Source organism: Tunturiibacter lichenicola, assembly GCF_051013355.1.
GTDB classification, from domain to species: domain Bacteria; phylum Acidobacteriota; class Terriglobia; order Terriglobales; family Acidobacteriaceae; genus Edaphobacter; species Edaphobacter lichenicola_F.
This window is the reverse complement of sequence record NZ_CP132944.1, coordinates 3,785,614-3,799,694: the sequence shown is the minus strand read 5'-3', so window position 1 is coordinate 3,799,694 and position 14,081 is coordinate 3,785,614. Positions and strand designations below refer to the sequence as shown.

Here is a 14,081-nt window from a genome sequence, read left to right as displayed (position 1 = left end):
CGCCCCAACCGCAACCAAAGAGCACCTAGGCCTAGCGATTTTTTGCAACAACAAAATACTTTGCCACCGTCCGTACAAAAGGACGTGCGTCATCCGGCGTCACCTGCTTGCCGCTGAGAATCTGAGCGAACGGAACATCCGCGCCATACAGCGCACGGGTATCGTCCTGATTCTGAGACAGCACTGTTCCATCCAGGTTGATACCGGCAAACAACCCCTTGCTGCGCGAGTAGCTCAGGAACTCTGCATTCAGCTTCCAGTCCGTTCCTGCCTGCGCATTACGCCCAACCGGGCCAGCAGCAGCCGCTGCATCAGCACCAAGCTTGAACTTATTTTTCAACATTTGCTGCAGCCCCTGCTGGTTCATCGCCACCAGCACCAGGTCTGTCGCCTGTCCGCCAATCTGGAATCCGAAGCTGCCACCAGCCAGCTGAACACACACCGGCGCGCTCCACTTTCCCGACGCCGTCCGGCAGGTTGCAACACCCTGCCCGTATTGAGCTCCAACAACGAAAGCACCCTTCTTATAGCTCGGTATGACGACGACGCACGACGCGCCTGCGAGAATGCCACTGGGAATCCCCTTATCCGGTGTCGCCATGATCTCATCAACGACCTGACCGGCTGCGACCAGCCGTTCGTCTATCTTCGCTTTATCATCCTGCGCACGCGCAGACACACTCCCACCAATTACAGCTAGTCCGCATAAAAGTACGGCTATTCTCTTCATCATTTCTCGTCATCCCTTTCGCTTTTCGTAGCTCTTTCCTGCACGGCCCCAACAAACTGCTTATTTCCAACAGTATGTAGGATGAACGAAACAGAAGTGGAGTTGTACAGTCACGGAGTTTACATGACACGAAGCAGGGCATCTAAAACAAAAAATGGGGGTTGTAGAGATAAAGCCGGGTAGAATCACCCGACGCTATCTCTACAACCCCTCTCCCAGGTCTGTGTTGCTTGTAAGTACTTTGCATCACATTACCTTTGCTCACAACGGTACGAAGGTGGGTATACCTTTGAGCGGATTTTGTTAACTAATAAGTTAACAAGCAGTATGACGCCAAGTTACTTTGATTGTGATACTTAGCTCAAAGCCCTGGCATTTTGATTGCTAAGTGCGTTTAGAAAGCAGCTTGTGATTCACTGCTTCCACCGAAAGCGCGATGCGGTTGTCTACCCCAACTTTGCGCATCAGCTTCCCCACATGTTTTTTTACCGTGGTCAGGTCGATTCCGAGCTCCTGTCCGATCACCCGGTTCGGATGTCCAGCTACCAGCAGCCGCAAAACCTCCAGCTCCCGTAACGTAAACTTTAGCTCCCCTGCAGGTTTCACCCGCGACGCTTCAGCCGAAGTAGACTCCAGCAGACGCGCCAGCACCTTGCGGGGCGCCCACACAGAACCATCCTGAACCACCTCAATCGCCAGCCTCACCTCGCGCTCATTTGCCGACTGCGCAAGATAACCCTTCGCTCCCGCCCCAATGATGCGCTGAATGTGCTCGTGGTCCTCTTCCAGCCCAATCACGATCACCCGCAGGCGAGGCCGCGTGCGCTGAAACGTCGCCAGCAGCTCAAAGATGTGGTCCGTGCATCCGGAATCGATCAGGATCAGGGACACACCCGACGCATCTAGTGCCCCAGGTACCGACAACGGAACGATCTCAACCGGGCCACCTTCGCCTTCAGACTGCGAAAAGATCGTCTGCAACCCTAATATCCGCATAGGGTCGGCAGCCACCAGCCCTACTCGCAGATCTCCCACGGACTTCTTGTCTTGCGTCACCTGGCAGCCCCTGGACTCAGCATCGTGCTATTAGTAGGCCGTCTTATGCGTGTCAGATGGACCGTCAGCGCCAAACCTACAGCTTTGGCAGCACGATCCCCTGTTGGTTCTGATACTTTCCTTTGCGGTCCGCATAGCTGACTTCGCACACCTCATCCGACTGAAAAAACAAGATCTGACATAACCCTTCGTTCGCATAGATACGCGCCGGAAGCGGCGTTGTGTTCGAGATCTCCAGCGTCACAAACCCCTCCCACTCCGGCTCAAACGGCGTGACATTGACGATAATCCCGCATCTCGCGTACGTCGATTTACCAACGCAGATCGTGAGCACATCGCGAGGAATCTTGAAGTATTCAATCGACCGCGCCAGGGCAAACGAGTTCGGCGGAACGATCACGCTCTCCGCTTGTACCGTCACAAACGACCGCTCGTCGAACGCTTTAGGATCAATGATCGCGCTGTTGACATTGGTGAAAATTTTGAACTCGTCGGAGACCCGCAGATCGTATCCATACGAGGAGAGACCGTACGAAATAACACCCTCTCGAACCTGTTTTTCGCTAAACGGAGCTATCATTCCGTGGTCGATCGCCTGCTGGCGAATCCAACGGTCGCTTTTAATGGCCACTCTGGTCTGTCCCTTCCATCTTCCTGCTTCTGATCTTCTCATTCTCGCAGAAGGTAATAATTCCTAATTGTCGCAGAAGGGTGTAAATTGGGTGCGTCAGACTCCCAGTTCCTCTTGCATCATTAGATTCTTCATCTTACGGTAGCGTTCTTTCGTTGACAATCTCCGTTTGAGTTTCTACCATCACGGTACTAAACCCGGTCTGCACCAAAGTTTTTCAAAATTACAGCCCAAGGATGGCGGCCCAGATGATCAAGCAGGATCTTATACAAAGGGTAGTAGAGCGAACAGGCCTTCCGAGAACCAAAGCAGAGTCTGCTGTCGATGCCATATTTGAAAGCATGAAGGCGACTCTCATCGCGGGCGATCGCATTGAACTCCGTGGCTTTGGCGTCTTCACTGTCAAACCGCGCAAAACCGGCATCGGCCGCAATCCCAGGACCGGAGCCGAAGTCACCATTGCCCCCGGCAAAGCGGTACGCTTCAAGCCAGGCAAAGAGCTCCACCTGCTCGACTAACACCTGAGCTAAATCCCAGACCCGCTTCACTTGCGTGTCAGGATTGGTTCTCGAACGCCTCCCCGAAAATTCATTCGCGGTGCGTCACATCAGATGCACCGCATCCACGTCGACCACCAGGTTTCGCCGTGCGATCCCTTGCGTCTCCGCAAACGCCAGCATCATCCGCAGCGTCTGCCCCAACGCCTGCCTCTTTTCTGCTTTCAACACAAAGTGATACCGATAGATCCGCTTCAACCGCACAATCGGAGCAGCCGCCGGTCCCAGCACCCTCACCTTATCCAACCGAGCCTTCTGAAACCATCGCCCCAGCGTGCCTGCCCAGGCCGTCGCCTCCTCTAGCTTCTCGCTCTGAACCACCACATTCGCCAGCACAGCAAACGGCGGGTAGTGCATCCATCGCCGATACTGCATCTCCTTCGCAACAAATCCCGGATAGTCATGCTTCGCAGCAAACTGAATCGCATAATGATCCGGGTGATACGTCTGCACCAACACCTTCCCGATCAGATCGCCTCTGCCCGCGCGCCCCGACACCTGCGTCAGCAACTGAAACACACGCTCCGCGGCACGAAAGTCCGGCAGCCCCAACGCAAAGTCAGCCCCAATCACACCCACCAGCGTAACCCCATGAATGTCATGCCCCTTCGCGATCATCTGCGTCCCCACCAGCAGATTGATCTCTCCACCATGCAGCCGCGCTAACAATCGCTCCATATCGCTTCGTCCACGCACTGTATCGCGATCCATCCGCCCAATTCGCGCCGTCGGAAAGAGCTCCTGCAACCGTTCCTCGCCCTGCTGCGATCCCGCCCCCAGAAAATAAAGATGTTCACTCTCACACTTCGGACAAGCCTTTGGCACCGACCGCCGCGACCCGCAGTAATGACACTCCAACCGCTGCCCCGGTTGTGCAACCGCATCGTTGCCACTCACCGGTTTGTGATACGTCATCGAGATCGAGCAGTTCTCACACTCGATCTTCTCCCCACAGCTCCTGCACATCACTGTCGACGAGTACCCGCGCCGATTCAGCAGCAGAATCACCTGCTCTCCGCGATCCAGCGTAGCCTGCGTCTCTTCAATCAGCTTCCGCGAAAAGATCTGCTCCTGTCCCGTCTCGCGAAACTCCTCGCGCATATCCACGAGTTCCACCAACGGCAGCGGACGATCCATCACGCGTTGCCGCATCTCCAGTCGCGTATATCTTCCCTTCTCCGCATTCGCCCAGCTCTCCAGCGAAGGCGTCGCCGACCCCAGCACCACCACCGCATCATTCAACTTCGCCCGCATCACCGCCACATCTCTTCCGTGATACCGCGGCGTCTCCTCCTGCTTGTAGCTCGAATCGTGCTCCTCATCCACGATGATCAGTCCCAGTTCCACCATCGGCGCAAACACTGCCGACCGCGTCCCCACCACAATCCTCGCCTCACCCCGCCGAATCCTGTGCCACTGCTCTGCCCTCTCATCCGGAGTAAGCTGCGAATGAAGCAACGCCACCTCACCCCCAAACGCCGCCACCATCTGCCCCGCCATCGCCGGCGTCAACCCAATCTCTGGGACCAGCAGCAGCGCCGACTTCCCAGCATCCAACGCTCTCTGCATCGCAGCAAAATAAACCGAAGTCTTCCCACTCCCCGTAACGCCATACAGCAGATGCGGTCGAAACACACCCTTCTCCATAGCGGCTGCAATCGTCCCCAGCGCCTCCATCTGCGCCTCATTCAGAGCGTGCTCATGCGCATGCTTCTTCCCAAACGCACCAACACCGCCCAGATGAAACTCCTCCGCCACCTCTTCAATCGTCACTAGCCCGCGCTTCACCAGCGTTCCGAGCGTGGACTCCGGCACGCCCGTCCGCGACAAACTCAACCGCAGATCCCTGACCCTCATCCGTCCACCCACCGCTGCAATCTCTGCGAGAACCGCCGTCTGATTCTCATTCAGCTTCGGCAGCCGAGCCTCCGCCACTAGAACAGCAATCTTCTCCAGCCGCCGAGCGTCCCTCTCTTCGGCCACTGCCTCCCGCACCAGCCATTTCTTACGAACCATCCCCTCCAACAAGCCTTTATTCGCGCCCGTAGCCGACCGCAGCGCCGACATCTTCGCCTGCTCTCCACCCTCCAGGTAGTTCAGCACCGCGTACTCGCGATTCTGCTCCTCCACCGTCAGCTTCGATCGTCTCGAAGACCCCTTCGCCGCGCCCTCATACAACACCCTCCGCCCGGCCTCTGCGATCCGATAAGAAAAATGCCGCTTCACCTCCGCCGCCAACGGCATCATCCCACGCAGCACCTCGCCCAGCGGAGCCACATAGTACGCAGCGATCCACTCTGCCAGCTTCATCAACTCATCCGGCAACAATGCAGCGTCATCCAAAACCTGCTGCACCGGCTTTATCTCAAAGTCATCAGCAGGAGCATCCTCATGCACCCGCACCACCACGCCCATCAGCCTCTGCCCACTGAACGGCACCAACACCCGCGCCCCCACAACCGGCACCACGCCGTTTACCGCATAGGTAAACACCTGGTCCAGCGGCACCGGCAGAGCAACATCACAAAACAAACCCATCCCACCAGCCTAACCGACCAGCCCCGCAGCCCGTCTTTTCGCCTCACCCGCGAAGAATCTACAAAGCAGCTTTCTCTCGCCGCGCTCCACGCCAATGCGCCGGCGGAACCCCCTCCCACACCCGAAAGGCCCGCACGAACGAGTTCGAATCCTCATACCCAAGCAGATGAGCTGTCTCGCTCAACTCAAGGAGCGAGTTCGTAAGATAATGCCGCGCCAGTTGGTGCCGCGCCTCTTCCAAAGCCCGTTGAAAGCTATACCCCGCATCCTGCAACCTGCGCTGCAACGTCCGAGAGCTGATGTGAAGTTCGCGAGCAATCTCCTGCATCTTCGGACGACTCCCCGTAAGCTTCTTCTGGATCGTCGCTCGCACACGCTCAGGAAAACTCTCCTCGCCTTTATGCCGCTTCAGCTCCTCATCCAATTGCGGCGCAAGCATCGCCAACAACTCCGCATTACGAGTCACAAAGTGCAACGCAGTATCCGACGCACGAAACACAATCGCATTTCGCGCCGCTCCAAACACAACCGGGCAGCCAAAGTGCCGTTCAAGAGGCTTCGCATGTGCCCGCGCTCGTTGCAGTTCAAGACGCACCGGTGAGATCCGCGTCCCTGTCCCATGCCGCGCAATCCCAAGCACCCACGCAAAGCAGAGATCAGTCAACACCGCAGGCTCCATCTCCTTGGCCAGCAGCCAGCGAAAATGAATACTCCACTCCGCATCACCTGCTTCAAGCACAAGCTCCTCCGGACACGAGAGCTGTTTATAGCGAGCAATCTGCCGCATCGCCTCCCCAAAATTCCCCGTCGAAAGTGCCGCAAGCACCACAGGATCGAAGTGCTCCGCCTTCGTCTCGGTGCCGAGCGCAAGCCCTATGGCGGGGTCCGGGCTTACCTGCCCGATCCCCCGCCACAACGCAAAGAACTCCTCTGTCGATAAGGAAATTCGAGATTGATCGAACAGTCCCGAAGGCAGTCCCGCATGCTCCAAAACCGAAGACACACGGACTCCCAACTCCTTCAACTTCACCGGCAGACGGCCCGATACTCGAAAGTGCTTACTCATCGTGAAACTATGCCGCACCTTTCAAAGAAGCCATGTCGATAACGAACCGATACTTCACGTCCTGCTTCAGCAACCTCTCGTAAGCATCGTTGACCTTCTGAATCGGAATGATCTCGACGTCAGCGGTGATGTTGTTCTTGCCACAGAAGTCCAGCATCTCCTGAGTCTCCGCAATGCCGCCAATCGGCGAACCCGAAAGGCTGCGCCGACCGAACAGCAAGTTGAACGCAGACACCGACAACGGCTTCTCCGGCGCACCGACCAGGCAGATATTCCCGTCGCGGCGCAGTAGGTTCAGATAGGCGTTGATATCGTGATCGGCCGAGACCGCATCGAGGATAAAGTCGAAGCTGCCAGCATGCTTCGCCATCTCATCGGCGTTGCGCGAGATCACAACCTCGTCCGCACCCAGGCGCAGAGCATCATCCTTTTTGTTCGGCGAAGTCGTAAACAGCACGACGTGCGCACCCAGCGCATGAGCGAACTTCACGCCCATGTGGCCAAGCCCGCCAAGACCCACAACGCCAACTTTCTTGCCCTTCGTTACGCCCCAGTGATGCATCGGCGAGTAGGTCGTAATCCCCGCGCAGAGCAGAGGCGCAGCACCCGCAGGATCAAGATTGTCCGGCACTCTAAGAACAAATCTCTGATCCACCACAACACTGTCCGAGTAGCCGCCGTACGTGACACCGCCGGTATGCTTGTCAGGAAAGTTGTAGGTAAGCGTCATATTCGGGCAGAACTGTTCAAACCCCGCCTTACACTCCTCACAAGTGCCGTCCGAGTCAACCATGCAACCCACAGCAGCAATATCACTAGTCTTGAACTTCGTTACAGCCGAGCCGACCTTAGTCACACGGCCCACAATCTCGTGACCGGGAACGCAGGGGTAAACAGTGGGGAGCGCACCGCTCCACTCATTACGGGCCTGGTGCAGATCAGAGTGACAGATTCCGCAGAAGAGAATCTCGATCTGCACATCTGTTTCGGTTGGATCGCGCCGCGCGATCGTAGTGGATGCAAGCGGCGATGACGCACTGGCAGCAGAAAATGCTTTTGCGTTGTACATGGTTCAAATGTAGACCGTAGACGTGTGTCGCAGATATGCAAAACACGCCATTCTGCATGCAGAAGACGCCCGCCTTTTCGATTCAAAAATATTGAGTTACAACGTGACATGCACTAACACCCCTGCGAAAACCATGGAACACGCAAACACAAAGGCTCCGACACGCTCTAAGTCTCTATACTTGGAACGCAGTCATGACAGGCCGATCCCCACGCACATGCGGTGCACTCCTGGCTTATTCGCTTAGCGCGCTCCTGTTAGGCTGCGGTGCTACCGTATCGACGCCAGTTAGCTCAACAACGAACGCGGTGCCTCCCGGAACTATCAAACACGTAGTCGTGATCTTTCAGGAGAACGTCTCCTTTGACCACTACTTTGGCACCTATCCGACAGCATTAAACCTACCCAGCGAATCACCTTTTACAGCACTTCCGGGAACTCCCGCCGTCGACGGCCTCTCACAAACCCTTCTGACGAACAACCCGAACGCCAGCAACATCAGAAACGGTGCTGGAGCTACCAACCCCTTCCGACTCTCACCTGCCGACGCCGCCACCGCCGACCAGGACCATCAATATGGCCCAGAGCAGTTCGCATTCGACGCCGGCGCAATGGATCTGTTCCCGCTCTCTGTAGGCGCGAAGGACGAGGCCGACATGGGAAGCGGTATCCTCGCCACCACCGGCCTCACGATGGGCTACTACGACGGCAACACCGTCACGGCGATCTGGAACTACGCCCAGCACTATGCGATCAGTGACCGCTTCTTCGGCACAACATTTGGACCGTCAACCATCGGCGCCATCAACCTTATCTCGGGACAGACCAACGGTGCCGTAAACGACTTCAACGCCGAAGGTTCCATGATCTCAGATGGACATGGCGGCTTCACGCTCTTCGACAATGCGGACCCAGTCAATGAAATCTGCGCCGCCTCAAACAGCACTGCGCTTCATATGACCGGCAACAATGTGGGCAACCTGCTAAACGGAGCGGGCGTAACTTGGGGATGGTTCGCAGAGGGATTCGACCTCACAGCAACCAACAGCAACGGCACCACAGGCTGCCACAGAAGCCACACATCAGCCATCACCAAGCAAACTCCACTGGACTACATACCGTACATCGATCCGTTCCAGTACTACGCCTCGACCGCCAACCCGACTCACGCCCGGCCCACCTCTGTGCAAATGATCGGCCTCGCGAACGATGGCAGCACCAACCACCAGTACGACCTTCAAGACTTCTTCAACGCCGTTGCTGCAGGAAACTTCCCTGCAGTCAGCTTTCTCAAGCCCGCGACCTATCACGATGGTCATGCCGGCTTCTCCGACCCACTCGATGAGCAGGCATTCCTGGCTAACACCATCAACATCATCGAGCAGATACCGGAGTGGAGCAGCACGATCATCATCGTCGCCTATGACGACTCCGACGGTTGGTACGATCACGTCAACAACGTGATCAACGGCAGCGCGACCGAACAGGATGCTTACACTTCACTTGGCATCTGCGGGAATAGCGCGACGGCTCTTCCCGGCGTAAATCCCGCGACTTTGCACGCGCAGGGAAGATGCGGATATGGCCCACGACTACCCCTTCTTGTGATCTCACCGTGGGCCAAGCCAAACTATGTCTCCCACACCATCACCGATCAAACCTCTATCTTGCGTTTCATCGAAGACGTCTTCCTGAACCAGCAGCGAATCGGACAGGGCTCGTATGACTCGATCGCCGGTTCAATCACCGACATGCTTGATTTCAGCCAGACCACACCGCAGAACGGACAAGTGCTTTTGCTGGACGAAACTACTGGCCAAATCACGAATGCTCAATAGCCATTCCGATCAGATCCCAAGCTCTCGTGCGGCCAACGCCGTCCCCTCGACTCGCGCTCGAATCTTGCTAAACGCTACGTCACGAGCCGTGGAAGTGTCGTCAGCAAAGGGCGCAAAGCCACAATCATCCGTAGTTCCGAGTTGAGCGATTGGAAGAAAAGAAGCTGCTTCGAGAACTCGATCGCGTACCTCAACAGCAGTCTCAATCGCTGGATTAATCGGATCGATCACCCCGACAAAAACAGTATGGTGATGTTGAAGAAGCTCTCCGACGGTACGCAAGCTACGCTTTCTGTCCTGCTCACTCGCCATCTGCAGATAGAAACGCCCAACGTTCATCTGAAACAGATCGGGCAGCAGCCCTGCGTAATCGACATCCGCACTATGTGTCGAATCCCGATCGCCTCCAAGACAAACGTGGACCCCAATCCGCAGGCGCTCCTCTGGAGTAAAGCGGTCCAGTACGTTGTTATTCAGAGCAACAAAGCTGCGCAACAAATTCCCCGACGGATCAAGCTTCAGCGACAGCCGCGCCTCCGTAAAATCAATCTGAACAGAGGCCGCACCCGCATCGAGCGCACCTCGAATATCCGCCTCTGCTTCAGCGATCAGATCCGCGAGGAATGCTTCACGCGAATAGCCTGGGATCTCCGTCGAAGGATAGAGAAGACTCATGGCCGACGCAGAGATAACCGCCTGCTTGATCGGTAGCTTGCTGTAAGCGCGCGCAGTTTTCGTGTAGCTCGCAACATGCTCACCATAGCGGAAAGGCCCAGCAGTCAACCGAGGCAACTGCCGCGTATGCCCATCCGCAAAAGGAATCGTCACTCCATCGGAAGCAAGATTGTCGAGTCCGCTAAGAGGATAGGTCGCGAAGCTGGACTTGGTCTGCTCTCCGTCCGTGATGATCGGCGAGCCAGTCTCTTCAAATCGTTGAATCGTATCTCGAAGTGCGTCTGCATACGCACGTTCGAGAACATCGCGACCGATCTTTCCAGCCTGAAAAGCCGATACTGTCTGAAGCAAAACAGCAGGGCGAGGAATACTGCCAATCGGTTCGGTCAAAATTGCCATGATGGGAAGCATACCTACGCAAAATCTCAAGTCTATCCATCAAAAGATTGATTTAAGAATCGTGTCTTCTTTGCGTCGATAAGCTTTTGCCGTTGCTTCTGCCATCGCCTGTCCTCTTGTTCTCATCCCGTAGGGATCTGCTGATTCGTCATCTCGACCGAAGCGACTTACAGTCTCATCGTGAGTCGCGCAGTGGAGAGACCCCCGCATTTTGCAGTTGCAGTTGTTGTCGCGTTGCTTGTCTTTTTGTTGTTCCCATAGAGATCTGCAGTTGCTTTTGCTGTTGCCTGTCCCCGATCAAGCAAAATGGAACACTCTGTCTTTGAAGGCACACAAGAAACCGCAAAGACGGATTGACACCTTTGCAACAAACTAAATTTAAATTAAATCTGCCAAATGCAACACGCTGGCGCACCTTGCACGCACACGCTATCCTTCTCCAACCATGATGAAGAGAGCCGCTCCCGCACTTCTCGTGCTTCTACTCCTCACCGCCTGCAATCCACCCCCGCGGCCTGCGCCCGAGCCAAGTCCTCGTCCAGCTGCCGCGGCAGCGCTGGCAATCGAACCCTCAGCAACTCAACCCTTCGACTACTACCTCCTCAACCTCAGCTGGTCTCCCGAGTTCTGCCACTCCCACCCAAACGCAACCGAGTGCGCCCAGCGCGCCACCTTCGTCCTCCACGGCCTCTGGCCCCAGAACACCAACGGCGCCTATCTACAAAACTGCTCCACCGATCCCGGTCCACGCGACCCGTCCTCCTACTCCGACATCTATCCCGACGCCGGACTCCTCCGACACGAGTGGCGCACCCACGGCACATGCTCAGGCCTCGCCCCCGACGCCTTCTTCGACCTCGCCCGAAAGGCCGTTCACGCCGTCGTCATACCAACCGAACTTACCTCCCTTGACCACCAGATCTCTATGCCCCCCGGTCAGATCCTCGACCTCTTTGCCAAGAGCAACCCATCCTTCCCTCCCGACAGTCTCGCTCTAAGCTGCGGCAACAACTACCTCACCGCCATCGAAATCTGCATGAACAAAACCCTCAGTCCCATAAACTGCACCAACATCCGCTCCTGCAGAGCCAACACCGTCCGTATCCCACCCCCATAGCTGTCTTGCGGCTCCTGGCGTGGTTGCTTTTGTCGGTGTCGCTGCTTTTGTCAGTGTCGTTGCTTTTGTCGTTGTCGTTGCTTCTGTCGTTGTCGTTGCTTTTTGGTTGTCATCCCGTAGGGATCTGCTTCTCTACGAATGGGCCTGCCAATCCCTATATTCACGCTCCTAAGCGAATGTGCTTCAATCCGGCCGACCAAAAACAGAAATAAAGCCCTCGAAACAAGCCCATAAAACGCATGTCAAGCCCCTTACTCACCTAAACCCGTACCACGCAACAACATCCGCGTGGCGTATGAGTTGTCATCAACTCCCTATAATCAAAGGAAGAGAAAAACGAACAAAGCCCCAGAGAATGCCTAGAGCTAACTTGTTGATATAGGCGAATTTGCGCACAACCCTGTTATTATGAATATTTTACAGGGGCTTGTTACTCGTAAACCAATGAAAATACGCCACTTACGCGCGGTATATAGGGGGGGGTACCTAGGCGGCACAGCCGAAAAAAACTCGTTTACCCCTTAGCCGGAGCCTTCAGCCCCAACTCCGCCATCACCATCTGCAGATCCTTCCACGCATCACCCTTCATCCGCGGATCACGCAGCAGAAACGCCGGATGGTAGGTCACCGCCAGCTTAGCTCCGCGGCAGCTATGCCACCTGCCTCGCAGCGAACTTAGGGACTGCTTCACCCCCAGCAGATACATCGCTGCTGTAGACCCCAGCGCCACCACGACCTGGGGCTGCACCACATCGATCTGCTGCAGCAAAAACTGGTCGCAGGTATTAGCCTCTACCGGCTCCGGAACCCGGTTCGCCGGAGGCCTGCACTTCACGATATTGGCGATATAAACCTCCTCACGCTTGAGGCCCATCGCTTGAATCATGTTGTTCAGCAGCTGCCCAGCCTTACCGACGAACGGAATGCCAGAGGTATCTTCATCCGCCCCCGGCCCTTCGCCGACAAACATCAACCGCGCATTCGCATCACCATCTCCGAACACGATCGTACGCCGACCCGCATACGCCAGCGGACACCGCGTGCAATCACCAATCTCAGTTTGAATTGCAGCCAACGCCTCGACCTTGTGCGCCGCATCTACCCGGCTCTCAGGCAGGGGAACAAGATCATCGAAACTCACAAGCTTCGGAATCGGAGGCTCCAGAAATTCAGGTCGACTCGCAACTACAACAGGTCGCCGCTCTTCCGCCACAGCAACCTTCGCAGGCAGTGGACGCGCCTCAACCGCAGCATCGGCCACAGCCATCTCTGCAGCAATAGGGGCGGAAGCAGGAGCAACGTCGGCATACACCGGCTCTCCCTGACGATAAAAGTCATGGACGCCAATGTCGCGAAGGTACTCAACGTAAGCCCGCAGCTGCTGCTCTACCTCACCTGCCATGGCTCTATGGTATCGCGCTTAGTGCACAGGAGTATCGAGCACCGGATCCACAACGCGCTCCGGCAGAACGAACTTCACATGGCCCTGCTTGATCTCATCCTGCGCCACTCGACATGCCTTCATCGATTTGGCCACGATCAGAGGAGAGGCGCCCGACTGGAGCTGCCGCGCACGTCGCGCCGCACCTTTAACTAGGCTGTATTTATTGTGGAATGCATTTTCAATCGTCATGCGTTTCACCCCGATGTCTGAAGTTATATCTCAGACCAGCCAAAAGCCATACACAATTCGTAGTGGATAACTTGTCCTTTAGTCATCAAACGTACTCAACGCCGCCCTTAACCTCGGCGAGGCAGCATCGGTTCTGCAGCTCACAGCCAGCGCCTGCACTCCGTCGCTGTCGCCTCGCTCGCACAACACAATCGCTCGCAACTCTGCAACAGCCTCATCCAGAACATCGTTTATAAGCGCATACTTGTAGTCCCACATCTGCTTTAACTCATTCCGAGCCTCAGCCAAACGGCTCTGAATCACCATCTCAGAAGTAACATGCTCTGCCGCACTGCGGTTACGCAGCCGCCTCTCCAACACCTCAGGACTCGGTGGCAGGATGAAGATCGACACCGCCTCCGGCATCTTCTTCATCACCTGCATCGCGCCCTGTACATCGATGTCAAGCAGCAAATCCTTCCCATCATCCTTCGCGTGCCCTAACGCCGACATCGCCGTACCGTAGTAGTTCCCAAAGACCTCCGCCCACTCCAGGAAGTCCCCCGCCTCAATCATCCGCTCAAACTCTGCCCGTGTCGTGAAGTGATACTCACGCCCATCCGTCTCCGACCCCCGGAGCGCCCGCGTCGTATAAGAAATCGAAAAATCCAACCCCTCCACCAACGTCCGCAGCTGACTCACCAGCGTCGACTTCCCCGAACCCGACGGCGCTGAAATAATGAAAAGAATTCCTGCCATGCGCCTCAATCACCTGTTCAATTTATATCTGTAA

At 56.1% G+C, this 14,081-nt stretch carries 13 protein-coding genes; 3 read left to right on the top strand and 10 right to left on the bottom strand.

All coding sequences use genetic code 11. The annotated features are described in order from the left end of the window. Nucleotides 1-31: 31 nt before the first annotated feature. From RBB82_RS16005 to dcd, 3 genes are all read right to left on the bottom strand, one after another. Nucleotides 32-730: a lipid-binding SYLF domain-containing protein gene (locus RBB82_RS16005; protein ID WP_433975394.1), complete on the bottom strand. Its 699-nt coding sequence runs from the start codon at nucleotides 728-730 to the stop codon at nucleotides 32-34. A gap of 384 nt (nucleotides 731-1,114) precedes the next feature. Further along, a complete protein-coding gene (locus tag RBB82_RS16000; protein WP_433971749.1) occupies nucleotides 1,115-1,786 on the bottom strand; it encodes a LuxR C-terminal-related transcriptional regulator in 672 nt (223 codons plus the stop codon). A gap of 76 nt (nucleotides 1,787-1,862) precedes the next feature. After that, entirely contained in the window at nucleotides 1,863-2,417 is a 555-nt protein-coding gene (gene dcd, locus RBB82_RS15995; protein WP_433971748.1) for a dCTP deaminase, read from the bottom strand. Between the two features lie 248 nt (nucleotides 2,418-2,665). Between dcd and RBB82_RS15990 the strand changes: the two genes are divergently transcribed. Further along, a complete protein-coding gene (locus tag RBB82_RS15990) occupies nucleotides 2,666-2,935 on the top strand; it encodes an HU family DNA-binding protein (RefSeq protein ID WP_158943184.1) in 270 nt (89 codons plus the stop codon). Nucleotides 2,936-3,019: 84 nt separating this feature from the next. Here the strand turns inward: RBB82_RS15990 and priA are convergent, their stop codons facing one another. Genes priA through RBB82_RS15975 form a run of 3 tightly spaced genes read right to left on the bottom strand, consistent with a single transcriptional unit; the run spans nucleotide 3,020 to nucleotide 7,647 of the window. Further along, nucleotides 3,020-5,512, bottom strand: coding sequence for a replication restart helicase PriA (gene priA, locus RBB82_RS15985; protein WP_433971747.1), 2,493 nt, complete (start codon nucleotides 5,510-5,512; stop codon nucleotides 3,020-3,022). Nucleotides 5,513-5,570: 58 nt separating this feature from the next. After that, entirely contained in the window at nucleotides 5,571-6,578 is a 1,008-nt protein-coding gene (locus RBB82_RS15980; RefSeq protein WP_433971746.1) for an AraC family transcriptional regulator, read from the bottom strand. Nucleotides 6,579-6,585: 7 nt separating this feature from the next. Beyond that, nucleotides 6,586-7,647 (bottom strand): NAD(P)-dependent alcohol dehydrogenase, encoded by a 1,062-nt coding sequence (locus RBB82_RS15975; RefSeq protein WP_433971745.1) that lies wholly within the window; start codon nucleotides 7,645-7,647, stop codon nucleotides 6,586-6,588. A 194-nt stretch (nucleotides 7,648-7,841) separates the two neighbouring features. Between RBB82_RS15975 and RBB82_RS15970 the strand changes: the two genes are divergently transcribed. Further along, nucleotides 7,842-9,485, top strand: a complete 1,644-nt coding sequence (locus RBB82_RS15970) for a phospholipase C (protein ID WP_433971744.1) — start codon at nucleotides 7,842-7,844, stop codon at nucleotides 9,483-9,485. Between the two features lie 9 nt (nucleotides 9,486-9,494). Here RBB82_RS15970 and RBB82_RS15965 read toward each other — a convergent pair whose 3' ends face one another. Further along, a complete protein-coding gene (locus RBB82_RS15965) occupies nucleotides 9,495-10,571 on the bottom strand; it encodes a cobalamin-independent methionine synthase II family protein (RefSeq protein WP_433971743.1) in 1,077 nt (358 codons plus the stop codon). Nucleotides 10,572-11,004: 433 nt separating this feature from the next. On the opposite strand from RBB82_RS15965, the gene RBB82_RS15960 reads away from it, so the two are divergent. Beyond that, nucleotides 11,005-11,676, top strand: coding sequence for a ribonuclease T2 family protein (locus tag RBB82_RS15960; protein ID WP_433971742.1), 672 nt, complete (start codon nucleotides 11,005-11,007; stop codon nucleotides 11,674-11,676). A 514-nt stretch (nucleotides 11,677-12,190) separates the two neighbouring features. On the opposite strand, the gene RBB82_RS15955 is transcribed toward RBB82_RS15960, so the two are convergent. The 3 genes from RBB82_RS15955 to gmk all read right to left on the bottom strand — a co-directional run bounded on the left by RBB82_RS15955 (nucleotide 12,191) and on the right by gmk (nucleotide 14,047). Then, nucleotides 12,191-13,078, bottom strand: a complete 888-nt coding sequence (locus RBB82_RS15955; RefSeq protein ID WP_433971741.1) for a uracil-DNA glycosylase — start codon at nucleotides 13,076-13,078, stop codon at nucleotides 12,191-12,193. A gap of 18 nt (nucleotides 13,079-13,096) precedes the next feature. Continuing rightward, nucleotides 13,097-13,309 carry a DNA-directed RNA polymerase subunit omega gene (gene rpoZ, locus RBB82_RS15950; RefSeq protein ID WP_433971740.1) on the bottom strand — a complete coding sequence of 71 codons (213 nt, stop codon included), beginning with the start codon at nucleotides 13,307-13,309 and terminating at the stop codon, nucleotides 13,097-13,099. A gap of 78 nt (nucleotides 13,310-13,387) precedes the next feature. Next, complete coding sequence (gene gmk, locus RBB82_RS15945) at nucleotides 13,388-14,047, bottom strand: guanylate kinase (protein ID WP_433971739.1); 660 nt, start codon at nucleotides 14,045-14,047, stop codon at nucleotides 13,388-13,390. Nucleotides 14,048-14,081 lie beyond the last annotated feature (34 nt).